The 23,503-nt window shown below is 48.3% G+C and carries 20 protein-coding genes; 9 read left to right on the top strand and 11 right to left on the bottom strand.

Features of this window, described 5'->3' with window-relative positions:
* Positions 1-1,331: 1,331 nt before the first annotated feature.
* From EZV72_RS14640 to EZV72_RS14650, 3 genes are read right to left on the bottom strand one after another with little or no spacing between them, the layout of a single operon-like run.
* Positions 1,332-2,552: a sensor histidine kinase gene (locus EZV72_RS14640; protein WP_137167924.1), complete on the bottom strand. Its 1,221-nt coding sequence runs from the start codon at positions 2,550-2,552 to the stop codon at positions 1,332-1,334.
* Positions 2,553-2,554: 2 nt separating this feature from the next.
* On the bottom strand, positions 2,555-4,111 hold the full coding sequence (locus EZV72_RS14645) for a DUF3369 domain-containing protein (protein WP_137167925.1): 1,557 nt from the start codon (positions 4,109-4,111) through the stop codon (positions 2,555-2,557).
* Between the two features lie 3 nt (positions 4,112-4,114).
* Positions 4,115-5,734, bottom strand: a complete 1,620-nt coding sequence (locus EZV72_RS14650) for a sensor histidine kinase (RefSeq protein ID WP_137167926.1) — start codon at positions 5,732-5,734, stop codon at positions 4,115-4,117.
* Between the two features lie 160 nt (positions 5,735-5,894).
* Here EZV72_RS14650 and EZV72_RS14655 point away from each other — a divergent pair, with 160 nt between their 5' ends.
* Positions 5,895-6,497: an IMPACT family protein gene (locus EZV72_RS14655; RefSeq protein WP_137167927.1), complete on the top strand. Its 603-nt coding sequence runs from the start codon at positions 5,895-5,897 to the stop codon at positions 6,495-6,497.
* A gap of 38 nt (positions 6,498-6,535) precedes the next feature.
* Here EZV72_RS14655 and EZV72_RS14660 read toward each other — a convergent pair whose 3' ends face one another.
* On the bottom strand, positions 6,536-6,970 hold the full coding sequence (locus EZV72_RS14660) for an organic hydroperoxide resistance protein (protein WP_137167928.1): 435 nt from the start codon (positions 6,968-6,970) through the stop codon (positions 6,536-6,538).
* Between the two features lie 105 nt (positions 6,971-7,075).
* Here EZV72_RS14660 and EZV72_RS14665 point away from each other — a divergent pair, with 105 nt between their 5' ends.
* The 5 genes from EZV72_RS14665 to EZV72_RS14685 all read left to right on the top strand — a co-directional run bounded on the left by EZV72_RS14665 (position 7,076) and on the right by EZV72_RS14685 (position 12,792).
* Complete coding sequence (locus tag EZV72_RS14665) at positions 7,076-7,531, top strand: MarR family winged helix-turn-helix transcriptional regulator (protein ID WP_137167929.1); 456 nt, start codon at positions 7,076-7,078, stop codon at positions 7,529-7,531.
* 131 nt (positions 7,532-7,662) lie between these two features.
* A complete protein-coding gene (gene trhA, locus EZV72_RS14670; RefSeq protein ID WP_137167930.1) occupies positions 7,663-8,298 on the top strand; it encodes a PAQR family membrane homeostasis protein TrhA in 636 nt (211 codons plus the stop codon).
* Positions 8,299-8,312: 14 nt separating this feature from the next.
* Positions 8,313-8,825, top strand: coding sequence for a hypothetical protein (locus EZV72_RS14675; RefSeq protein WP_137167931.1), 513 nt, complete (start codon positions 8,313-8,315; stop codon positions 8,823-8,825).
* A 306-nt stretch (positions 8,826-9,131) separates the two neighbouring features.
* Positions 9,132-11,183 carry a right-handed parallel beta-helix repeat-containing protein gene (locus EZV72_RS14680; protein ID WP_137167932.1) on the top strand — a complete coding sequence of 684 codons (2,052 nt, stop codon included), beginning with the start codon at positions 9,132-9,134 and terminating at the stop codon, positions 11,181-11,183.
* A 61-nt stretch (positions 11,184-11,244) separates the two neighbouring features.
* Entirely contained in the window at positions 11,245-12,792 is a 1,548-nt protein-coding gene (locus EZV72_RS14685) for a lipopolysaccharide biosynthesis protein (RefSeq protein ID WP_137167933.1), read from the top strand.
* Between the two features lie 86 nt (positions 12,793-12,878).
* Here the strand turns inward: EZV72_RS14685 and EZV72_RS14690 are convergent, their stop codons facing one another.
* From EZV72_RS14690 to EZV72_RS14700, 3 genes are all read right to left on the bottom strand, one after another.
* Complete coding sequence (locus EZV72_RS14690) at positions 12,879-13,682, bottom strand: polysaccharide pyruvyl transferase family protein (protein ID WP_137167934.1); 804 nt, start codon at positions 13,680-13,682, stop codon at positions 12,879-12,881.
* A gap of 65 nt (positions 13,683-13,747) precedes the next feature.
* Entirely contained in the window at positions 13,748-14,536 is a 789-nt protein-coding gene (locus tag EZV72_RS14695; protein WP_137167935.1) for a Stf0 family sulfotransferase, read from the bottom strand.
* Between the two features lie 18 nt (positions 14,537-14,554).
* Positions 14,555-15,415: a glycosyltransferase family 2 protein gene (locus EZV72_RS14700; protein WP_137167936.1), complete on the bottom strand. Its 861-nt coding sequence runs from the start codon at positions 15,413-15,415 to the stop codon at positions 14,555-14,557.
* A gap of 87 nt (positions 15,416-15,502) precedes the next feature.
* Here EZV72_RS14700 and EZV72_RS14705 point away from each other — a divergent pair, with 87 nt between their 5' ends.
* A complete protein-coding gene (locus EZV72_RS14705) occupies positions 15,503-16,285 on the top strand; it encodes a sulfotransferase family 2 domain-containing protein (protein ID WP_137167937.1) in 783 nt (260 codons plus the stop codon).
* 132 nt (positions 16,286-16,417) lie between these two features.
* Here the strand turns inward: EZV72_RS14705 and EZV72_RS14710 are convergent, their stop codons facing one another.
* The 4 genes from EZV72_RS14710 to EZV72_RS14725 are packed head-to-tail and all read right to left on the bottom strand — an operon-like array spanning position 16,418 to position 21,047.
* A complete protein-coding gene (locus tag EZV72_RS14710) occupies positions 16,418-17,407 on the bottom strand; it encodes a glycosyltransferase family protein (protein WP_137167938.1) in 990 nt (329 codons plus the stop codon).
* Positions 17,407-18,534: a glycosyltransferase family 4 protein gene (locus EZV72_RS14715; protein WP_137167939.1), complete on the bottom strand. Its 1,128-nt coding sequence runs from the start codon at positions 18,532-18,534 to the stop codon at positions 17,407-17,409. Before EZV72_RS14715 ends, EZV72_RS14710 begins: the two co-directional genes overlap by 1 nt.
* A gap of 40 nt (positions 18,535-18,574) precedes the next feature.
* Entirely contained in the window at positions 18,575-19,897 is a 1,323-nt protein-coding gene (locus tag EZV72_RS14720) for an O-antigen ligase family protein (protein ID WP_137167940.1), read from the bottom strand.
* On the bottom strand, positions 19,881-21,047 hold the full coding sequence (locus EZV72_RS14725) for a glycosyltransferase (protein WP_137167941.1): 1,167 nt from the start codon (positions 21,045-21,047) through the stop codon (positions 19,881-19,883). Before EZV72_RS14725 ends, EZV72_RS14720 begins: the two co-directional genes overlap by 17 nt.
* A 610-nt stretch (positions 21,048-21,657) precedes the next feature.
* Between EZV72_RS14725 and EZV72_RS14730 the strand changes: the two genes are divergently transcribed.
* A complete protein-coding gene (locus EZV72_RS14730; RefSeq protein ID WP_137167942.1) occupies positions 21,658-23,091 on the top strand; it encodes a hypothetical protein in 1,434 nt (477 codons plus the stop codon).
* 1 nt (position 23,092) lies between these two features.
* Entirely contained in the window at positions 23,093-23,503 is a 411-nt protein-coding gene (locus EZV72_RS14735) for a 3-phosphoshikimate 1-carboxyvinyltransferase (RefSeq protein ID WP_175405134.1), read from the top strand.

Genomic DNA, 23,503 nt, shown 5'->3' on the forward strand with positions numbered 1-23,503 from the left:
ACATCACTCGATTAAGGTAGTCATGTTCCCACGGAGATCCCGGATGCCGCTACGCGACTCCGGGACGACGAGGCAATCCAGATTCAACGAGGCGTCCCAATCTACCGTCGTCCCCGCGAAAGCGGGGATCTCCTCAACAGGCTGACTAACTACAAACATCACTCGATTAAGGTAGTCATGTTCCCACGGAGATCACGGATGCCGCTACGCGACTCCGGGACGACGAGGTAGATCAAACAACGTTAATTCAAAGTATTTATTCGAAAGCAAGACGACATCCCCTTAAAGATAGCGTCAACGAAAGTGACGCTTTTTACCCCCTTTAAGCTCATGTGCATTGCATGAACAGATAAGCAAAAACAAATCTCATCAAGGACGATGAGATAAGGGCAAAAGGGACAGGGATGTCCCTTTTTGTCCTGATTGGTTTTGCCTGTTAATGCAATGCACAGCTTTGAGCGCCAGGGGGAGCGAGGGAGTCCAGAGGGGAATCGCCATTCCCCTCTGGTTGCCGCCGGTCAACACCGGCAAATGGTTTTAAACCCTGTTTGCAACCATTCGTTGTAAGGTGACTAACGCAGAATTGAGATAGATTGGCCAGGTTTGAGAAACGAAGGTTGGCTTAACATAGCACTAATTCAAAGTAGTCATGTCCCCACGGAGATCCCGGATGCCGCTACGCGACTCCGGGACGACGAGGTAATACTGCCCCAACGGGTAACCCCACCTACCGTCGTCCCCGCGAAAGCGGGGATCTCCTCAACAGGCTGACTAACTAAAAACATCACTCGATTAAGGTTAGTCATGTTCCCACAGAGATCCCGGATGCCGCTGCGCGACTCCGGGACGACGAGGTAGGTCAAACAGCGTTAATTCAAAGTATTTATTCGAAAGGAAGACGTCATCCCCTTAAAGATAGCGTCAACGAAAGTGACGCTTTTTACCCCCTTTAAGCTCATGTGCATTGCATGAACAGATAAGCAAAAACAAATCTCATCAAGGACGATGAGATAAGGGCAAAAGGGACAGGGATGTCCCTTTTTGTCCTGATTGGTTTTGCCTGTTAATGCAATGCACAGCTTTGAGCGCCAGGGGGAGCGAGGGAGTCCAGAGGGGAATCGCCATTCCCCTCTGGTTGCCGCCGGTCAACACCGGCAAATGGTTTTAAACCCTGTTTGCAACCATTCGTTATAAGGTGACTAACGTAGAGCTTAGACCAGATTAGCTACATAAGGTCGACGGCGGTAGGTCAAACAGCGTTAGATTTAAATAGCCATGCTCCCGCGGAAATCCCCTATGCCACAGCGCGACGCTGGGAGGACGGAGAAACCTCAATGCACAGGCAACTTCAGAATAAACCGCGTTCCGGTGGTAAAACTTTCATCCAGTATGATAGAGCCAGCCAGTTTTTTCTCTACCAAATCCCGGGCGATAGACATACCCAATCCGCTGCCACCGCTTTCCGCTTTTGTCGTAAAATAAGGCTCAAAAATCGAACTGCGGATAGCTTCAGGTATACCAGTACCGTTATCTTCGAAATAAAGAATAAACTCGTTTGCCTCGTTATCCAGGCACCCCACCAGATTGATTTCAGGGTTATCAACACCTTCAAATGCATGTCGGATAGAATTGAAAGTCAGGTTTGTCACTATCTGTGATAAAGCACCAGGATAACCATTGGTTTGCACTTGTTCGGGTAAATCTACCGTCAGTTTGATGCCATGGCGCTTAATTTCCGGCGCCAGACTCCCCAGCAGGCTATTGATATTTTTTGTCACATCAAACATCACCAGCTTAAAGGCGCTCTGGTCTACCGCGGTTTTCTTAAAGTCCTGGACCAGCGATACCGCCCGGCCAAGATTAAATTCGAGCAACTGACAGACATCGGTGCACTCATCCACAAATTCCTGAAAAGAATCTTCAGTCAGCTCACCACTTTCAAAGCTGCGCACCAGCAAGCGAATTTCTTCTTTTAAATGCGACACCCCGGTCACGGCTACACCAAGCGGATTATTAATTTCATGCGTGACTGCCCCCACCATTTCACCTAACATGGCCATGCTTTCACTGCGAGAAATCTCCTGCTGTAAGCCTGTTAATATATGGGTTTGATATATAAAGCGCTGGGCGATCAGACTGCGAAAAATATCCACCAGTCCGGCGAGTACCAGATCTTCAAAGTCACTGACGTTACCGTCTTCAGCAAGCCCGCCCACCAGCACTCCCTGATGATTATCAACCTGATACCGGGCCACAATACAAAACGGCTGGGAAGGTCTGAGCGTTTCGGGAACCAGTCTGGCGGGGCACAAGATGATCTTACTCTCACCGAACAATGACGTTAACCCACCACTTTCTACCCGTTCATCCCGCGCATTATCCGGGGTCATTTTTACCAGCATCGTAGGCGTCATGTCGTACCAGTAACTCATGGATGTGAAAGATAACTGACTGACAAGCATTTGCTGATAATGCTCAAAAACCTGCCAGCTTTGTCCTGTATCGATAAGTTTTGGCTCTACTGAAAATGGCATTACTACCTCGCCTGTCATGCTTACGCATCCCCGTCAGGGAACTGCTCGCGAATGCTTAAAAACTCATCAAAGCTTTCGATCATGATATCAATCAGGGCGGGATCGAAATGCCGGCCACGCTCTTCTTCTAAAATCGCCTTGATCTTGCTGCTATCCCAGGGATCTTTGTATGCACGCTTAGATCCGAGTGCGTCAAACACATCAGCAACAGCAGTGATACGACCTGAAATAGGAATATCGTCGCCTTTCAGCCCCCGGGGGTAGCCCGAGCCATCCCACTTTTCGTGGTGAGTCAGACTGATTTCAGCGGCTGCCACCAAAATAGGTTTCTGTGATTTTTTCAGGATGTCGTAACCCACCATGGCGTGGGTTTTCATTTTGTCCCACTCATCTTTATCCAGCTTGGCCGGCTTGTGCAAAATGCTATCAGGAATAGCGACTTTGCCAAGATCGTGCAGCGGCGAGCCTTTCTTAATCATCAGACACTCCTGCTCGCTCAAGCCATATTTCTGAGCCAGCATGTAGCTGATTAAAGAAACCCGCTTCACATGTGCGCCGGTTTCCTTACTGCGCATTTCAACCGCATCGCCCAGCAGGTAAACCAGTTCACGCTGGGTATCAAGCACCTCTTCACTCATCAGCAGGTTTTCATAAGCCAGCGCCACGTTGATGCAGTAAATTTCCAGCAGCTCACGCTGACTGGGTGTCAGGTCATTTTTAATATCAATGTACAGCAGGTTTTCATGACCGCCATCGGTCTGGGTATAAAACACATATCCTTCTGGCGAATAAAAAGAGCATTGCTCGGCTAACGCCCGATCAAATTGCTTTTTAACCGACTCAGGAAGCTGATCGATATCAGCACTTTCCATGTTTTTCACCAGCTCGCCGGTTGCCGCCAGCACCCGGCTGGTCGAACCCTGCTCACTCTTTCTGGAAAACGTAGAACAATACACCGCAGTGGACTCCAGCTGCAGAATATTCATGATTTCTTTGAGTACCGCTGTGGCAAATGCTGTCATTGAGTTGGATTTAAGCATATTGCCGGTACTTTCAATGACCTGGCGCAGACCTTTGCGATGTAGCTCAATGGTGCTGATATCCCGGTACGAGCGCAGTCCGCTGTACATCAGCGTTTTCAGCTTTTGACTGGTCAGCTCGGTTTTTTCTTTATAATCGTTGATGTCATATTTTTCGATGACCTCATGCTCCGGCGCCTGTCCGGGCTGACCGGTACGCAATATGAGCCGGCACAAATGATCCTTGTGATCTTTACGAACCCAGTGCACCAGATCCAAACCGGCATGGTCTGTCTCCATGACCACATCCACCAGCGCCAGAGAAATATCCTTCTCTCGTTTAAACACTTCCATGGCTTCCTGCGCTGAGTAAGCATGCAGAAACTCAATTTTTTTACCATCAAATTTGAAACGCTTCAGGGTCAGGTCAGTTACCCGATGCACTTCTGTCTCATCATCCACGATTAACACTTTAAAACCGACTTCGGCTTCTTTTTCGTTATTATCGCCGCTTTCTACAACCGGCTTTTTCTTAGCAAAAAGAGGATTCGCAGCCACAGCTTACTCCTTCGAATTCAAATTACTCACAGTAAACGAGATCCACAGGCCCTGATCCGGGTTGCTACCGTGATTCAGATCACCTTTCAGTTTACTCTTGATTAGATTATAGACTACGCACAGACCAAGCCCTGCATTTCCGCTTCCTCTTTTAGTCGTAAAGAAAGGTTCAAAAATTTTACGCAGATCGTCCGGCGGTACACCGGTACCGTTATCGCTAAAACGCAGGGCAAAGCCATCCTTGTATTCGCGCAGAGCAATCTGCACTTCCACCTGCTTTTGTTCTGGCTTAAACCCGTGCAGCAAGGTATTTGACGTTAAGTGAGACAATACCTGAGTAATCACCGCCGGGTACGTAGACACTTTTGCCTTATCCGGCAGGCGGGCAATAAAATTGATGGTGTGTCCGTCGCTATGGTCGCGATAGTTGCTGATAAACTCATTAATCAGGTTGGTCAAATCCACACGCTCAATATCCGTTGCATCATCGGCATTGATTACTGCCACCCGTTTAAAACTGGCCACCAGCTTGGAAGCGCGCTGCATATTTTTCAGCGTCATGTCGACCATGTCATAGCTGGATTCCATAAAATCTTCAAATTTGTCTGAGTCCAGCACGCCATTGTCGAAGTCCTGCTTTAACTCATCCAGCAAATCACGCTGGTGAGAGGCGCTGGTAATACTGATACCCAGCGGCGTATTGACCTCATGAGATATCCCGGCCACCAAGCCGCCCATGGCGTTGATTTTTTCTGACTCAATAATTTTTTCCTGGGCAAACTGCAGCTTGGTCATCGCATCTTCTTTTTGCGAATACAGCACTTTAAGCCGGGCTGAATAACGAAACAGATAAAAAATGAAGCCTGACAACACCAGCGCGAATATTGGAATGAGGTAATAGAAGTAACTTTGCGAGTCGGGCAAGTAATTGATTTTAATTTGCCAGAACTGGTCAAAGAAAAATAAATCCTCAACAAAGGCATTACTCGCAATATCGGTATTAGGTACGTTCTGAAAAATCAGTTTTTCATCTTCATCAAAAATAAAAAACTCTTTGGAGATATCGTTATTAATGACTGCGCGTATCGCCCGGTCAAAATCGATATAAAAAATAAGCACCCCCTCATCGTCAGCCATTTTATAGACAATGCCCACATAACGGCGGGTACCGCCCTGCATGGGTGCAGTGGTAGTAGGATCAGAAGTGCTTAAATGTTTAATATCAAAATCTGCCAGAAATTCCTGCATTGTTTCTTCAGAAGTCGGCATCTCGCCATCGAAAGACTGCCAATAGGTAGGTGAGGTCAGGTCACCCATTGCAGCAGCCTGGTCATAATAGAAAATGGCAGAAACAATAATATTTTGCTCAAAAATAGGGGCGACAAACAGCTCAAACTCATCAAAAGTGACGTTGTCAGTGGCCAGAAAAAAGCTTTCCACCGTCAATAATTCGTAGCCCAGATTTTCATACTGCTCGTTTTTTACATCAACAAATTCCCGAACCGGGCCTTCAAAAGACACCAGACGTTCCTGCTTTAATAACTTAAAGCTGATAAAACCTGCCACGACCACCAGCGCAGCACCGATCAGGCAACTTGAGATGACAGGGTTGTTGACCCTCATATTTATTTTTCCAAACTGAATGCCTTTTGAGCATAGTTCAGCTTGCGCAAAAAACAGAAAAAAAAGCCTAACAATAAATCACTTTCCATCTAAAGTATGAACCCGGTCAGCAATGATTTTTGTGGCTGTGCCAGAGGGTGCACTCAGGTATACTGAATCCATGCCATATTTAATTCCCGACGAACAACGTCAAACCGAATACGAAATCAAGAAAAGCCAGTTTATCGGTATTGCTGCCTATACACCGGACCGGGCCAGTGCGATGGCGCTGATTGATGAGGCGCGCCGGCGATACCCGGATGCACGGCACCATTGCTGGGCGTATTTACTGGGCAACCCGGCCAATCCTGACAGTGTGGCCATGGCCGATGACGGCGAGCCTTCCGGTACTGCCGGCAAACCCATTTTAAATGTGTTACAGCACAATGCCGTGGGTGATATTACGATTGTGGTGGTGCGCTACTTTGGTGGTATTAAGCTAGGGGCTGGAGGCCTGGTGCGGGCTTATTCTGCTTCGGCGCAGTTAACACTTGATGCATTACCCACCCATGAACTGGTGAAGCTAACCCGGGTAGTGGTAACGGGCGATTTCAAACATGAACAATTCTGGCGTCACTTTACCCAACAGCAAGGCGGACAAGTAGCCGACGCTGCTTATGCGCAGCAGGTCACTCTGGAGCTGATGTTGCCCGATGATTCGATTGGCCAGCTTGTTGAACTGGGCTACAGTCAGGGTTTTAGTGTCAATACGCCCGAGTCATGAAAAGAGCTGGATGCACAGACATCCAGCTTTGGATAGGCTTAGTTGGTTTTGGTGACCAGCGTAACTTCAATATTACCGCGGGTAGCATTGGAATAGGGACAAACCTCATGGGCCTGCGCTACCAGCGACTCAGCCTGTTGCTGTTCCATATCAGCCAGATCCACAGTCAGTTTGGCGGCAATCGCGAACCCCTTTTCAATCGGGCCAATGGATACCTCTGCTGTTACGCTGATATCACTGCCCAGTGTTATCTTCTGCGTACCAGCCACATGTTTTAACGCGCCAATAAAACATGCTGAATAACCGGCTGCAAACATTTGCTCAGGATTGGTCCCCTGTCCGTCATCACCGCCCAGTGCTTTGGGTACCGACAGGTTCACCTGCAGGCGATCATCACTGGATTTGGCCGTGCCGTCCCGTCCGCCTGTTGCTGTTGCTGTGCCTGTGTATATTACCTGCTCAAGTTTATGCATAAAGGACTCCTGTAGTCATATTTATTTTGCATGCAAATTAACGTATCGACTCTGTACTTGAAGATCAAGTACTTTGTATGCAAAATATTCATCAGAGGTGATGTTATGAAAGATTCCCTGACGTTAAATAAACAGCTTTGCCATCGTTTTTACACGGTATCCAATGCGTTCAGCCGGGCTTATCGCCCCCTGCTTAAAGATTTGGATATTACTTATCCTCAGTATGTTGTACTGATGAGTCTGTGGGAAAACGAAGGCATTACCATTTCGGATCTGGCTGGTCACACAAAAATTGATAGCGGTGCCATGAGCCTGATCCTCAAAAAACTGGAGTCTAAAGGGTTTATTACGGTATCCCGTGCTACTTCAGACAAACGCATTCGTATTGTCTCACTCACCGCCTACGGCCGGAGTTGCCGGGCCCGTGCCCAGACCATCCCTGAGCAAATGCGCTGTAACCTGAGCAATATCAGTGACCAGGAAGCCAGCACACTGATCGAGCTAATAGACAAGCTCAGCAATGAGTTAAATGCCCCATTGTGTGAGCCGGAACAGTCATAGCCACAGCAATACTGGGTGAACAAAACATTCATCTGGCTGTCATCGTTTTTGGTCAGGCTTTGCGTTACACTGACATTGAGCGCACAGTTGTTCGCTCAAAAAACGAATATACAATCAGTCAAGGCGGCCCTATGACATCAATAAAAAATCAGGCGTACTGTGCAGTAGAAGAATGGCTGAACAGCTTTAGCCATGGCATTGGTTGTGTGGCTGCCATTGTCGGGCTGGTGTTTATGATGCTGCGAGCGCAGGAGCCGTTAGCCATCACAGCCGGCGCTATTTATGGTACCACGCTGATTTTAATGTTTTTAAGTTCGACCCTGTATCATGCCATCTCTGATCAGCGTGCCAAAGGCTGGCTTAAGCTGTTTGATCACAGTGCAATCTACCTGCTGATTGCCGGCACCTATACGCCTTTGTTGCTGGTGTCTATTGGCGGCTGGCTGGGGATCACCATGACCGCACTGATCTGGACGCTGGCACTGGCCGGTATAATGTTTAAGTTAATCGCCCAGCACCGGTTTCCCAAAGTGTCGGTGGCCACTTACCTGTTAATGGGCTGGATTGCCGTGGGGGTGATTTATCCACTGTATATGGCATTACCCGGCGAAGGACTGTGGCTGATTGTGGCAGGTGGACTTTGTTTTAGTATCGGGGTTCTTTTTTATGTGGCAAAAAAGATAAAATACACCCACGCCATCTGGCACCTGTTTGTTTTAGGTGGCTGTAGCTGTCATTATTTTTCAATTTATTATTATGTGGTTTAACAAGCCGGAGATGTATGTCCCAAGTTAATGCAGATTCCCCATCCGATGCTTCGCAACTAAACTGGTTTCGCACCAGTGTAGGCAGAATCACCCTGGGTCCGGCACCGGATGAAAGCAGCATTACCACGTTACAGCACGATACGGTCTCACACATTGCCACCATTCAGACCACGGCAGAAAATGCTGATGAGGTGCGCCAGCTGGCCGAGCAGGCCAACATTCGCTGGTTATGGATTCCGTTTGAAAATACTACGCAAAGTAGTGAGCGTGATGTGGCAATGTTGCAACAGTATATTGCAGAGCTTCGTCAGATCCTGACACAGGGTGGCAGTATTTATCTGCATTGTGCACCGGGCAAAGAACGTTGCCGTTTGTTGTTTTATGCCCTTTGCCATCACCTGAAAATGCCCTCTGCCAATGCCTACAGTGCTCTGCACAGCTTTTCTGCACAAGGCGCTAACGGCTTGTCACGCAAGGAGTTAAGCTGGGCTGCGGATTTAGGCAGCTCGGTTCGCTACCAGTTCTGATCTTCGACTGTCATCCCCCAACCCTTTACACCAGATTCAGCCAGCATCGATGACAACTTTTGCTGGCTGTGCATACAAATTGCAAGACAATGTCCTTCAGTGTGTACTTAGGTATCTTTAACAACAAAGATAACTGGGCGAAAGCTGGTAAAATTTGTATGCAGATGTCGTGTTTAATCAGTTCGCCCTGATTGTTATCCCGCTTGTGATGGAATGGATATCCCACGAGGTATCAGTGTGTGCCGGACAACCGGATTAAACGTGATTTTTGCATGAATTGTTGTTCCCTTTAAAGGAGCCTGTAACATGCGTAAATCGCCACTTATGGCTGTGCTTAGTGCATTTTTCATCTTATCTGGTCCGGTGCAGGCCGCGTCAGACTCTGCCTCAACCATGACCAAAGCCTCTCTGACGGTGGGCCAGCCCGGTGTGGTCGCCCTGCAGCGTATGAACGAGCAAGCGCTGTCCTCGCCGCAACAGGTGGCGCAGCTGGTCAACACGATGATGAATGAAGACACTTACAAGCGCATGTTTTCCCGGCTGAAGAAAAATGAAGCCACGGCGGCCGCCGATGTATTATTGGCCCTGCAAGATGGTCAGGCGCTGGATACGTTTTTACAGCAGCAAGCCGGCACACCTGACGAAAAATCTCTGGTGCGCGCCGCCATGGTGCTCTTTCCGCTGGATCGTTACGATTTGTACCGAACCTTGCAGGCTGACCAGCAGTTTGACCAAAAGGCATTAAAAAAGTGGGCATCGTCTACCGGTCTGATGACCCAGCCGATGTATCCAAAAAGTATGACTGAGGGCAAGGCTATTTTTGTAGAGCCGCTCATTGAGTCGGCCAGCATCACCCTGCCCAACCAGACTAAACAAGCCAGCGCTTCGGTTGAGTATCGCGTAAAAGGCAGTGCTGATGATAAGTGGCAGACAGGCCGCAAGCTGGTCTGGGAGCCAGTTCAGGGCGTGCTGACAGGCCCGCTGGTTTATCTGAAGCCCGATACCCGATACGAAGTGAAGGTAGCGCTTACCACGGCCGATGGTAAACAGCAAACGCTGTCCCATGAATTTACCACCCGTGCTGACAAGCCGCCGATTAATCCGGATAAGGTGTACTATCTGTCGGACATTTATAAAGGCGGCACGCTGGATCTGGAAAAGCTGAAAATCAACGGCTCAGACAACGGCTGGGCAAAAATCGTCAACGACAAAGACATTACCATTGAGGCCGGCAAAGGTGATCGCTACGCCATTGATATTGGCAAGGCGCATCATGTGTACTTTGAAAACATCAAAGTCCGGGGTGGTCGCGTACATGGAATTTACGCAGAACAGGCTCATCATATCTGGATCAATCAGTGCGATATTGCCGGCTGGGGCCGTCAGCCTAATATCATGAAAAATGGGGTCGCCTATGAAAAAGCCGACGCCGAACCGATCAACTACGACTCGGGCATCCATCTGCGTCAGTCCGGTGTGATCACGGTAGAAAACTGTCATATTCATGATCCGGTACCGGCATCAAATGACTGGCGCTATGGCCACCCTAAAGGTCCCAATGCCTTTTTTGCCAATGCCAATCATCCTGATCCCGCCTATAAGGGTCAGGTGATCATCCGCAACAACCGGTTCGAGGGAAAACCGGATCATCGCTTTAATGATGTTATTGAAGGGCGTAAAAACTCTGATCCAAAAGGCGGTTTTGTGCGCGACTCGGCGATCTACAACAATGTGTTTCGTTACGGCAACGATGACTCTATTGAGATCGATGGCGGCCAGTACAACGTAATGGTGTATAACAATGATATGTCACACACCTACACCGGGGTGAGCGTGATCCCAACCCGGGTTGGTCCGAGTTACGTGTTTAACAATTATATCCACGATTTAGGTGATGAAACCGGCAAACAATGGGCCGGCATTAAAATTGGCGGCCTGCTGACCGGCGGTTACGGTACTTCGTATCTGTTTCATAACCTGATCACGGTTAACCGTAACGGTTTTACTGCATCGCGGTTTCAGGAAGACAGCACCATGCTGACTTATGCCAAGAATAATATTGTTGTCACACTGAACGATAATGATGCTACCGGGTATAACCTGTTCGACCCTGAAGACCATCCATATAGCCAGTTTATTAATAACTACATGTTTAATACTGCGCTGGACAAACAAAAAATCAAAGGGCATATCGACCAGCAATATCAGTACCCTGAGTTGGAAAACAGTGATCAGGCTCAGACCCTGGTAAAAACACCGAAACAGGTACAATTACCCAAAGCCGAAGAATTTGTGATCCCCAACTTCACGCAGTTAAGTGAAGACGGTAAGAACTTTATTTACGGCATTGTTAACTAAGGCAGGCTTTATGCTTGCTCTTGGCCTTTATTAACGTTTAAACACGGAACGTACGCAGTACATGTCTTTAAAAGCAAAATCTCTTGCCGGCGCGTTTTTTAACCTGTCGGCAAATGGCTTCTCGCAACTGGTGAACTTTGTCGTTTATGCGATCATGGCTCGCCTGCTTGGAGTGGAAGAATTTGGTCTGGTTGCCATATGCCTGATGGTTGTAGAGTTCTGCAACTTGTTTGTGACGGTGGGGATCAGCCAGAACCTGATTCAACGTGAAAAGTGGGATAACCAGTTTGCCAGTATGTCATTCTGGGTATTGATGGGCGTATCCGCTGCCATCGCGGTGCTTATCTTTGCTGTGGCAGTACCTATTGCGTATTACACCTATTCTGAACTGGCCGCCCAACTGATTGCCGCTCTGGCTATTGTGCCTATTGCCAACGGCTTCAGGCTGGTTCACAAGGCTAAGCTGGAACGTGAATTTGAAAACAAAAAGCTGGCCGTGTACGACACTGTTGGTGTGGTGGCTGGCGGTACTGTATCGGTTGTCACTGCGCTGATGGGTTTTGGAGCCTGGGCAATTATCTTCGGCAAAATTCTGCAGGCGGTCGTGTCAACCGTGATGACCTGTATCAAATCTGACTTTTCACCGGAAAAAGTTACCAGCAAAGAACACCTGCCTGAAATTATTCAGTTTTCCAAACCGTTGATTGCGATGTCATTTGTGAATTTCTTTTCGCAGAAAACTTCCAACCTGATCATCGCTTTTTTCCTGGGTGCATCCACATTTGCTTACACGTCGGTGGCGCGTCAGGGCTTTTCTGTTTTAAACAACCTGACCTTCCAGCCACTTAACCGTATTGCGCTGGCCGGTCTGGCGCGGGTGGAAACCGCCCGGTTGTCCGGTGCATTCGGCCGGATGGTAGGCATGACAGCACTGTTTGTTTCGCCGGTATATTTTGGCATTGGCGCAGTGGCGCACCCATTTATTGATGTCGTATTTGGCGATAAATGGGTTACCAGTGCGTACTTATTGTCTATTCTGTCGCTGATGTCGCCCACTCAGGTCATGGCCTATTATTTACCTAACCTGCTCATTTCCCGCGGCCTGCCGGGCCCGGCATTCAAGCTCAATATGATTAACCTGGTGCTAAATCTGGCGCTGCCTGCGGCAGGTGTGCCCTGGGGTGTGTATGGCGTCATCGTTGGACTGGTAGTGGCAAACTATGTCAGTCTGCTGATGAAATTTGCGCTGGTGAAAAAACATCTGGGTATAGGGGTGATGGACGCGTTTAGAAATTCATGGATGTTCTCGTTTGCCTCACTGGTCATGTATGCCAGCGTCCTGTATATCGAGCGGATGAATGTTTATGGCATCGAGAATATTTACCTGGATCTGGTGTCACTGGTCGCCACCGGCGCGGCAATTTACGGCGGTATCCTGATGCTGTTTTTCCGTAAACACACCTTTAAAGTGATGGCAGAGCTAAAAGGTCAGAAGAAAGCCAAAAAAGGCAAGGCCAAGGCAGCGCCAGGTAATCTGGAGCAACAGGCCCGGGAAGCAGAAAGCAGTGAAAAGGTCACCGCATCGGTCGATGAAACCGTGAAGCCTTAAAGTCGCAGCCCATCAAATAAGCTAAAAAAATGCCGCATTGTCATGCGGCATTTTTGTTTTACTTATTGGTAAAAGGCTTTGTGGTATTACGCGCCCCATAAATCAAACGGGAATGCGGCGTACAGCTTCTTCGCAATGTCGGTAAAGTCCGGCGGAGTGGGAACATTCATCGCCAGCCCTTCTTCAATAGTCGTCACCCTGGGAATATCCTGACGTCCTGTACCCTGAAAATAATCTTCATATTTAAACATCGACTCACCACTTTGTGAGTCAAAGAAAATTGCAGGTACACCATAGGCTTCGGCAATAATAACGCCGTGCAAACTGCTGGAAATGACCAGCTTGCTGTTAACGATGGCTTCGATAAATGAGCCGGGATACTGCATGGGCGTTACCAGCTTATCTTCATGCCCGTTATACTTACTCATATCATCGTTCATGTGGTTAATTACGATGTAATCCTGCTTGTCGGCTTTTTCCATCAGCGCCTTGGGATAAAAGTAAGGTAGCAGGATAGCCGGGTCGCCATAAATCTCAGGTACATCAATGCCTCGATCCATCAGATACTTGCGGGTCAGCGGGCCACGCACCGCACGCACGTCCAGGCTGGCAAATTTGTTCACCTTGTCATCCATTTTTTTATTCAGGCCGGTGCCCCAGATGGTGTCGTTGGTATTAGCAAAATGCAGTACAGAGCCGACACTGACCAGCTTTTGTGAATGGTCTTGTTTATCGGTAATCATCTTGCCTTTCATGGCAACAATCCGGTTGACCAAATCATAGGCAACAAAATCACCAATATTAGGACGGGGATCTTTTTTTGACTGCCACCAAAAGATCAGCGACTTTTCTTTAGCGTATTTTTGCTTTTCAGCCCATTCGTATAACATTTATGGTCCTTTCGTCATGGTTGTAGCGTGCGATGCTACCGGCGACAACATCACATGATTTAATTTTAAAAAAAGCGCTTGGCGACTTTGCGCAGCACACTTTCCTGGTTGTATCTCAACAGTTCATCGTTGGCGCTGAATTCCTGATTAAACCGGGCTATCCATTGCTGGTTCAGCTCATTACTTTGCTTGCGGGTCACCGGTGCCTGCGGCACTTTGTCCACCTCTACCTCGACCTGCATAAAGTCAGCGATCTGCTTTACCACTCTGGCGGTATCGCACTTCACTGCCTCAAAATCCAGATCGATATAGTTTGCTCCCGTAGCACTTAGCGTGTACTTCCACGAACTGTTTTCAAATAAAATCCGGCGCATACCGTTGTCAATGTCTTCAAAGCGGTATTCGGGAGTTATGTCGGCTTGCTGATCTGCAATCCACGAGCCGGTTTGTTTTGCCATTGCTAATGACACCGCCTGAGACATGACGTCGTGACGGGTTAACAGCACAAAGTGGGGATTCGGAAACAGCTGGCTGAGCTGACTGAATCCACCAAATACTGGCAAATGAGAGTAATGCACCTTGATGCCGAACACCCCATTAGTTGAGGTTCGCCGGCGCATGAGTTGCTGCATCACGCCTTTTACTGACTGTTCACCCAGCTTGTGTTTCCACTGCGCCAGGTTTTGCTTGTTGGCATACTCCAGCGGAAAACCAAATTGACCGCTTTCGTGTAACACGTGGCCCAGCATATGACTGCCTGAGCGCACGGTTGACGCTATAATCAGCGTTTTTTGGGTAGTAACATCGCCAACAGTGTCGTGAGCTTCCGAAAACTGGTCTTCGTACAACTCCATCGTGCCTCCTAAAGCGCCCTACCCTTTCTGGCGCAATTTTTTAAATGTCACTTTAGCAATGTGCGCCATCGTGATGCGGATCCCCGCCAGCTGAACAGACTTTTTAATCCAGTCCATTTTTTGCTGCTTTAGTGGCAGGTAAACCAACAGCTGAGCAGCAATCCGCTTTCGGTAGTTTTCCTCGCCTAAAAAAGCGCGGTGTTTGTCGGCTGAGCGAAGTCTGACAACCGCCTGTTCAGGCGACATCTTTGCCACTTTTGCGCCAATGCCGTCCATATTCATGAAGCGATAAAGAAAAATCGGTTTAGGAATATTGGCGACCTTGTAACCGAGCTGGTGCAACCGTACGTACATGTCCCAGTCCTGACCATTAGGCAGGGTTTCGTCAAAACGCTCTTTTAGCGCCAGTTCACGCTGAATACTAAAGCCACTCATACCGCAATACTGATTACCGGTTCGCAGAACATCAGCCTCAATCACGTGAGATTGCTGCACGTATACTTCATCTTCCTTACCCATATTCTGGTAGCCACTGACCACCGCATCGGCGCCTTCGTCATACGCCTTCATATGCTCTAGCAAATAGTCAGGCAGCCAGATGTCGTCATCGTCCAAAAACGCTATAACATCGCCTTTGGCCGTATCCACGCCAATGTTGCGGGCTTTATTCGCGCCGGATGAGGTTTCCAGATATTTATAGATGAAATTGTCATGACCGGAAAATTTTTCGATTACATCTTCATATGGCAAGGAAGATGCATCGTTCACGACAATAACTTCAAGCGGTTTTACTATTTGTGCAAAAACCCCATCGAGTGCTTCCTGGAGTTCCTGGGGCCGGTTAAAGGTCGTAATGACGACACTGACTGTATAGCTCATAAGGTCCCTGCGAAAAGTGATAAATACGTATTATTCGATTATGAAGTCCACTGACTTCAACAATTAAAAGGTAAAGGAGCAAGAATCATGCAAGAACTGTTAAAGCAGCAGGCAGAAAAATATCTGGCTAAGTATCCCAAGATATTTTTCTGTCATGTTCCCAAATGCGCAGGGGTGTCTCTGTCTAAAGCAATCTATGCATCGGTTTATCCCAGCGTACTTAAAGGCACTAAATTCGCCAGCCATATTGATTTAAAAAGTAGCCGGGTAAGTGCTGAACTACTGGGTATTGAGATGATGACCGCCCGGGAAAGTCAGCTGATTTCGCATCTGGATAATCCGCATATGCTCTATACCAACGGCCACTGTATTGCCCGCCCTTCTGTAGTCAGTAAGTATTACAAAGACTGGCACTTTTTGACTATTTTGCGTGACCCGATTGATCGTTATATTTCGGAGTATGTGTACAACCGGTTTAAAAAGTCTGAATGGCTGAAAAACGATACTGACATTGAAGAGTACCTGTCGACCCCGACCGGAATCAGTGCCGGTATGACCTACGCCAAATATTTTTCGGGCATGACAGTAGAAGAAATTCTGGCTGATAAACAGACCGCCATTGATGCTTCTGTAGCGAATCTAAGACAGTTTGCGGTCGCCGGCACACTCGATGATATGGATGGTTGGAAGCAGAAATTTGATGCCACCTTTAATACCAACATCAAGGTCGCCAGCAAAAATAAAAGTCCGAATCAGGGTGCCTCAGCGGATATTCTTAATAATCCGGCGCTGATGGAACAAATCCGCTCTCTATGCGAGGTGGATACTGCTATTTATGAACAGGTGAAAGGCGTTAGCAAAGCCGCTTGATCTGTTCAGTTTGCTTGCTTTACCTTATGACCAGGCCTCGCGCCTGGTTTTTTTTAGCAATTTCGTGCTAGTTCCTTTGTGCCAGATAACAAAAAACCCCGGCAGAGCGGGGCTTCTTCTACATCACTACCATTAATTACTGAGCACGACACGCCAGGACTCTTTGATCGCCTGATCGCCATAGCGCTCAACCGCCTGTTCCACCACCATACCGGCACTGACATAGGCCAGAGTCGGCAACTGGTCGTTTAAGCGCTGTTGGTCAAGAATCTGAACAAAATCAAATTCATTTACCTTTGTCCGGGCAAAAGCGGAGTCAAAGCACAATACATTAGCTCCCAGGCTTAGCGCCATATAGAAGGTACCTGATGAGATCATCGCACCATCTTCATGGGGAATAATCACAAAGCGGGTATCCGCAACAGCCTGCTCCAGTTCATCCTGTTCTATAAACGCGTTCTGCCATTCTACAGTCAGACCACGCTCGGCAATTACCTGATTAATCTCATCCGTGTGTGCCTTATCAGAGCAATACCCCATAATTTTCAGCGGAACACCTACCGGCCAGATCTTCATCAGCGCATCTAATCGTTTGTAGGGCTTAATCGAACCAAAGTAAAGAAAGTCGGTGGTACGGGGACGATTCACCGTGTGATTGAAAAACTCGGTGAGCTCGGCATCAGGTTTATAGAGCGGATGCTTTACCACACAAGACTCAATTTCATCGGTCATCTCTAATGTAACCACCCGGTGAGATACCGCTTTCATCACCGACTCAATAAGCGAAAACAGTGCGGTTTTACTGCTGGCGTTGTGCGGCTTAAAGTTATGCCTCAGCCAGATAATATTGTGACTGAACAGCCGCATTGAAACCAGGCTGACCATAAAGCCCACGATAAAAATCAGTCGCTTTACGCCGTTCAGGCCCTTTCTGTAAGGCTGATCTTCATACCAGTTAAGCACTACCGTATTGCTTCCCCGGGACACAATATTCCCGGGGCGAAACAAATGCTTTAGTGGACGGGAATGGTAGCCGAGTTTGCTAAACACGCCCTTGGTGCGATCGATAAAGCCATTGTTGTGCTCAATCGGATATAAAAATAACTGCTTTTTTTCCGCCATCAGTTCGCTGCTTGCCCTGATACATTACGACCCGGAGCCAGTTTTTTCGCAATCTCTGCGGTATCCACTGAAATCGTATCCCAGTTGAAGGTATTCAGGAAGTTCTCTTTGTTTAACGCCAGATTCAGCTGATCAACATGCGTAATCTTATCAGCCAGCTGGTCGGTATCACCCACCCGGAAATAGCTGTCTTCTGGCAGACCAATGTCCATGTTAGGCGTAATATCACTGATCAGCACTTCGGTTCCCGCGGCAATGGCCTCAAGCGCCACAATTGGCAGACCTTCATGATACGACGGCAAACAAAATACCCGGGCAAACTTATACAAGGCATTAAGCTCATCACCGCTACGGCGACCGGCAAAAATAATATTGTCAGACGCCTGTTTGGTCAGGCTGCGTGAGTATTCATCTTCATGGTCTGCACTGCCTACAATAACCAGTTTCAGATCAGAGTTGCTCTGGCGATACGCCTCAACCAGATCGTGGATCCCCTTTTCGGGCACCAGTCGCGCCACTGTCAGTACATATTCGGCCGGCGTCAGATTCAAATCAGCTGGTAGTTTGTCAGCGCCCAGATCCGGGTTCACCCCGGTCAGCGCACCGTTGGGCACAAACTTAATGTTATCTGCCTGCTTTTTGTTGCTCGCTTGCAAGCGGCCAGTCAGAGTGCGCCCTACTACAATCGCCCGGTCAGCAAATTTCACCGCCATTGACTCACCAAACTTCAGTATTTTCTTGGCAAATTCGTTCCATTTCTGACGATCATAGTCAGCCCCGTGGTGAGTGACCATGACTTGCATACCCAGTAACTTTGCCAGCGGCGTGAATAACGCCGGGCCAATACCGTGAATATGCAGCACATCCGGCTTCACTACAAAACGTGCGTAAAAAATAGCCAGAAAAGTATGGAGGAAAGTCTCAGCAAATTTGTGCTTTACCGTCCATACCGAGCGTAGCTCTACGCCTTCAAATTCCTTCCGGTTTTTGTCCACATAAGGAGAGCGACAAATCACTGTGATATCCATGCCGGATTTTACCATACGAGGATAAAGCTGTTGGCAGTGGGATTCGATTCCCCCCATTACATCAGGTATTCCGCGTAAACCAACGGCACAAAGTTTCATATTACTCTCCAAATCATCCCGCTTCATGCGGACAAAAAACTTATAAACGAACCAGCTTCGAGAAAAATGCCGGTGCGTGACTTTCATTCGCTTGCAGTAATCGTACCGGAGCGATCGTATTACCAATTAAAATGGCGTAGAGGATGAGCCCTTCGATATTCCACAATGGCATGGTGGCAAAACACATAATGAGAAAGCCCAGCATGGATGCGAACAACATCAGCGCAAACCGGCGATTTTTAATACGTAGCGCGTGTTTCAGGAAGCTGCCTACGGCCAGCATAAAAATCACAGTACCCACCAGACCATATTCAAATAAGAACGAGACATAGGTGTTATGCGCATATTTAGGAAACCGCCCACTCCAGGATTCCGGCCCCCAGCCAACCATCTGATGCAGCCAGTCACCCTGACTGTACACATACAGATACTGACTCCAGATATAGACCCGGGCTGAGAAAATATCTTTTTCCGCATCTGAGTAGTACATCGGCGCTTTGATCAGATCGTCAATACTGGTCAGAAATACAAACACATCGGCAAAACGGTCCTGCATCGAGTAAGACAGCAGTAGAAAGATAAGACTGATACCAAAGAAAGCTGAAATCAGAAACACCGCTTTAAAGCGTTGGGGGATTTTGGCTTCCATGCTGTTGTAGGCAAAGATGGCAGCGATCGGCAATATCGCCAGCACCGATGTCCGGTAGTTGGCTATCACCAGCAGAAAACAGCCCAGCAGGAACAAAGTGCCGCGAAAACGAATATATTTAGGACTGATCAAGCCTACTACCAGCGTGAAGCTGGCAATGATCATGGAAAACGCAGCTTCGTGATTGTAGCCGCCGATATAACTGGTTGAGCCATCCGACTCAGAAGCTTTGGCCTCGCCCAGTAAAAACGACATCACCTGCAAACTGACCGGCAGAAAAAATGCCACCAGCATTTTGCGCATCACCTCGTCTTTACCTACTTTGCGTATAGCCATGAACATGGCGCCGGTCAACGACAGGAAGAAGCACCACTTCACCATCACGTTAATCAGGCCCACTATATTACCGTTAAGCAGGCCACTTACGATAATGGAGGCAAAAAAGGCATACATCAGAGTCAGGGTTTTCAGTGACAGTACATTTCGTGGTACCAGCAACAGCCCGAACCCCGCAATGCCGATAGAGGCGATAGCGTTGATGGAAAAACCTGCCACCAGCGGATCGTAGGTGATCTGGTGAAAGGCCGACAAAAAGAAGCGTAACCACAAGGCGACGACCGCAAAGGCCAGATATTTGTTACAGCGTCGGGAAATAGCGCGGTAAACAAGAATGGTGCTGATAAACGCAAATAGGATTTTAACCAGCAGAAACATAAGCTTCCCCGGTCTGCTGCTGATCAGATGAAATCGTCGCTATGACTTTTTCACGAAAAATTTCATTACTGAAACTCTGTGCACGGGCAGCGCTCTTGGCTGCGTAGTCATTCAGGTGCTTTTCAACATTCATGTAATTAAGCGCTTTTATCACCCCGCCGACATTGTTGGTGTCACAAATACAGCCATGCTTTTGGGCCTGAAAACTATCAACCTGCAAAGGGTACTGCTCAGACAGAATCTCGGCCGGGCCGGACTCACAGTTGGTCGCCACCACCGCTTTGCCCAGACACATGGCCTCAACAATCGCATTGGGAAAGCCTTCCGCATTAGAGGTCGAAACAAAAAACCGGGCATGTTTTAAATAGGGATACGGGTTAGACTTAAAACCAGCAAAATGTACCCGATCGCTAACACCCAATGCTTTGGCCTGCGCCATCAGCGCGTCGTATTCATCCCCCTGCCCCAGAATCATCAGATCATCCTGCAGATCTGACTTGGCAAAGGCCTCGATCATCAGGCTGAAATTCTTGTTCTTCACCAGACGGCCGGTGCCGATAATGTAAGAACGGGCCGGTATGTCGTCGACCGGCTCTGCGGCGAGCGCTTCGATCTGAGCAATATCGTAAGGATTGTAAAGCACGGTCAGTTTGTCTTCCGGCACGCGGAAATTTTTAATCAAATCCGCCTTTACTCCCTCAGACACTGCAATGACCGTATCGGCATACGGATAGCTAAATTTAATCATCTGCTTACTGATGGTATCTTTCAGTCCGCCGGGAAAGTGACTGCTGGTATTCACCCGTTCACTGATAATAGGCCGGTAACCCAGCTTTTTACTGATCGCAATGTTCAGCATATTACTGCGGGTTAAAAAACTCAGGCAGAAATCAGGATTCAGCTGGGCCAGAGTATCTTTAAGCTGTATATAGCCCTGCTTTAAGCTGCCACCGGTGTCCAGCGTAATCTTGTTGACATACGTCGGGCAGGTATGGGCTTCTTCAATCGCATCAAGCAAAATCAGGTGCACGGCAGTGCCCTGCCGGGCAAAGTAGCTTTCCATAATACTCAACAGCTTACACATCACACGCTCAGCTCCGCCTCCCTCTAGCGAGTTGATCAGAAAAGCGACATTTGAAGATGGCTGCATAGTAAAATCCTTGCTGAGCGGGCATGCCCGGGTGGTAGCTTATGGCGATATACTCACCTGACCACACTTTATAAGTATGTAACGTCTGTTCTGTTCTTTTTATACAGCTTTTGTGCCAGCTTAGCGCAAAGCTGAAAGTGCAGATTTGATGACACCGGCGCAAACCGGTAAGCAAAATGGCGTAGTGACGTGCAGGCACCCGCCCTCATGCAACCGGACGTCATTAAAAAGGCTGACATGAAACAGACAACCTTCTTAACAGCACAGTCTCCTAACAAAATAAACAAAAACTGTTAGCTCTTCTTTTACATAAACTGGCACAGCGTACCATCCTAAAGTGTGAGATTATGTCGCTGTCAGGCAACATTTACCCGGCCCGGTAAATAGTGCCCAACGTCCGATCAGCCATTCATAAACCATTAGCCTTATACAATATACCGGTCATCGTGATTTTATCGCTGACCATCGCACGCGGCGATATTCTGCGCCGCTTTTATATCTGGTCAGATCCTTGCTTAGATCCTTGCGTAAATCAGCAAAGTATCAGTAAAGTACAAAAATTAAGATCGCCAAATCCTGTAAACAGCATTAACACGGAACATTTTACCGCATGACAGAAAAGCCAGGGCGCACTGAGGCTGGAGCATCCTTCCCCGCTATAACTGCTTTATCACTACAGCTTTCAGAACGGATTTACCTGGGCGCCTTTCTGACCCTTCTTGTATGGCTTCCCTTACCGCTGGGCTCAGCAACATCCTGGGGCTGGCTGGCGGTGATGCTGCTTTTGGCTCTTCTAAACGGCTTGTATATTAATCAGCATCGCGAATACAGCATTAATATTTTGGTGCAGAACCGCTGGGTGATGGGTTTTTGGGGACTGTTAAGTGTGTGGCATTTTTTATTGCTGATCCCTTTTTCATCAGACTTACTGGAAAGTGTACGCCCGCTCAGAAATCATGTGATTTTCACCGACCGTAACGACTGGCAGGCCCTGACCTACAGCACTCAGGATACGCTGTTATCCTTGTATCGCACTGTAACCTACTGGGGCATGTTTACTCTCACCCTGCTGTTGTTCAGAAGCTCCCGGCGTTTAAAGCTGCTGCTGCGCGCTTTTGTAGCTATTGGCCTGTTTGAAATCTTGTATGCCAGTCTGCTGATATTTATTGATGCTGATCACAGTCTGATTCTGGACTTACCTTTACAAAACGGGGCCACCGGAACTTTTCTGCGGCAGATTGCCTACGGGCACACCGTATTTCTTGCTATCTGTGCCGTGCTGGGGCTGTTGATTATTCGTATCAAACCGTCGTCCACCGGCACCTTACGGCAAAAGCTACGCCGTGTGATTAAGTACTTTTTCAGCAAAAAAGCCGCCCTGCGTATCGCCGCCCTGTTGTTATTTGGCGGTATGGTCATGGCAGGGATTTACAGCATGGCATGGGTTACCCTGATCGCCACCTTAACCACCGCGCTGGCGGCTTACTGGCTGTTCTCTCCGCGGCCGAAGCTGTTCACCACATTTATGGGTAGTCTGCTGGCAGCCAATATTGCTGCGGTGATTGTAGCCACGTTTTTGTCTGACCGGGCCGGCCCGCCACCACCGCCTGCACCGGTCACACTAGAAGATGCCCAGTGGCAGCCGGCAACGCCTGATGTTATGGAGCACTGGGTTCTGGGTGCAGGCCCGGGTACGGCAAAAGATGTGGAAATTGACGGCCTGTTCAATCTACCGGTACCGGGTGTGATCCCTCTTGCTCAGCGCGATACCTATCAGGCTGTTGCTGAGTTCGGCCTGCCGGTCAGTGTGTTAGCGCTTGTCCTGTTTGCATGGTGTGCTGGCCATGCCTTACTGGCGATGCATCGACGCCGGCACGTGATTTTTCGCGGCACTGCTTTTAGCTGTGTGGCCGCCCTGACCGGCACCGGTCTGCTGACAATTTACGAATCCCCCTTACAAACGCCTTCCAATGCGGCCTATGTTTCTGTTTTACTTGCGTTATCATTAGTGTGTTTACAATGTCGCAAGTATTACAGGGCGTAACGTGCAAAGAATTAAACATCCGATCCGCCAGTCTCATACTATTCGCAGATTGTTGGATCGTATGCCACAGGAGGTCGCCGACAGTTTCACTGACGAGCAGCTGATAGAACTGAATAAATCAATGGGTGGTCGTAGCTGGGCTAAGCATAAGCTGGATATCAGAGGCACGGTGAAATGGTGGCGCAGTAGTTATTACTTTGTGTTTCTGGCCGGGCGCAATGTGCGCAAACTTTCCCGCTTTGAGCAGCAACTCAGCCGGTTTATGCTAGCCCTGTTGTCTACACTCATATTGCTGTTTTGTATATGTGTGGGGCTGCTGGCTGCCTATCTGATTAAATCAGCGCTGGGCATTAATCTGTTTGACGGATTTTCGCTGGGGATATGGAGCTGGTTTAAGGAAAATATATTATAG

Source organism: Salinimonas lutimaris, from assembly GCF_005222225.1.
Lineage (GTDB): Bacteria > Pseudomonadota > Gammaproteobacteria > Enterobacterales > Alteromonadaceae > Alteromonas > Alteromonas lutimaris.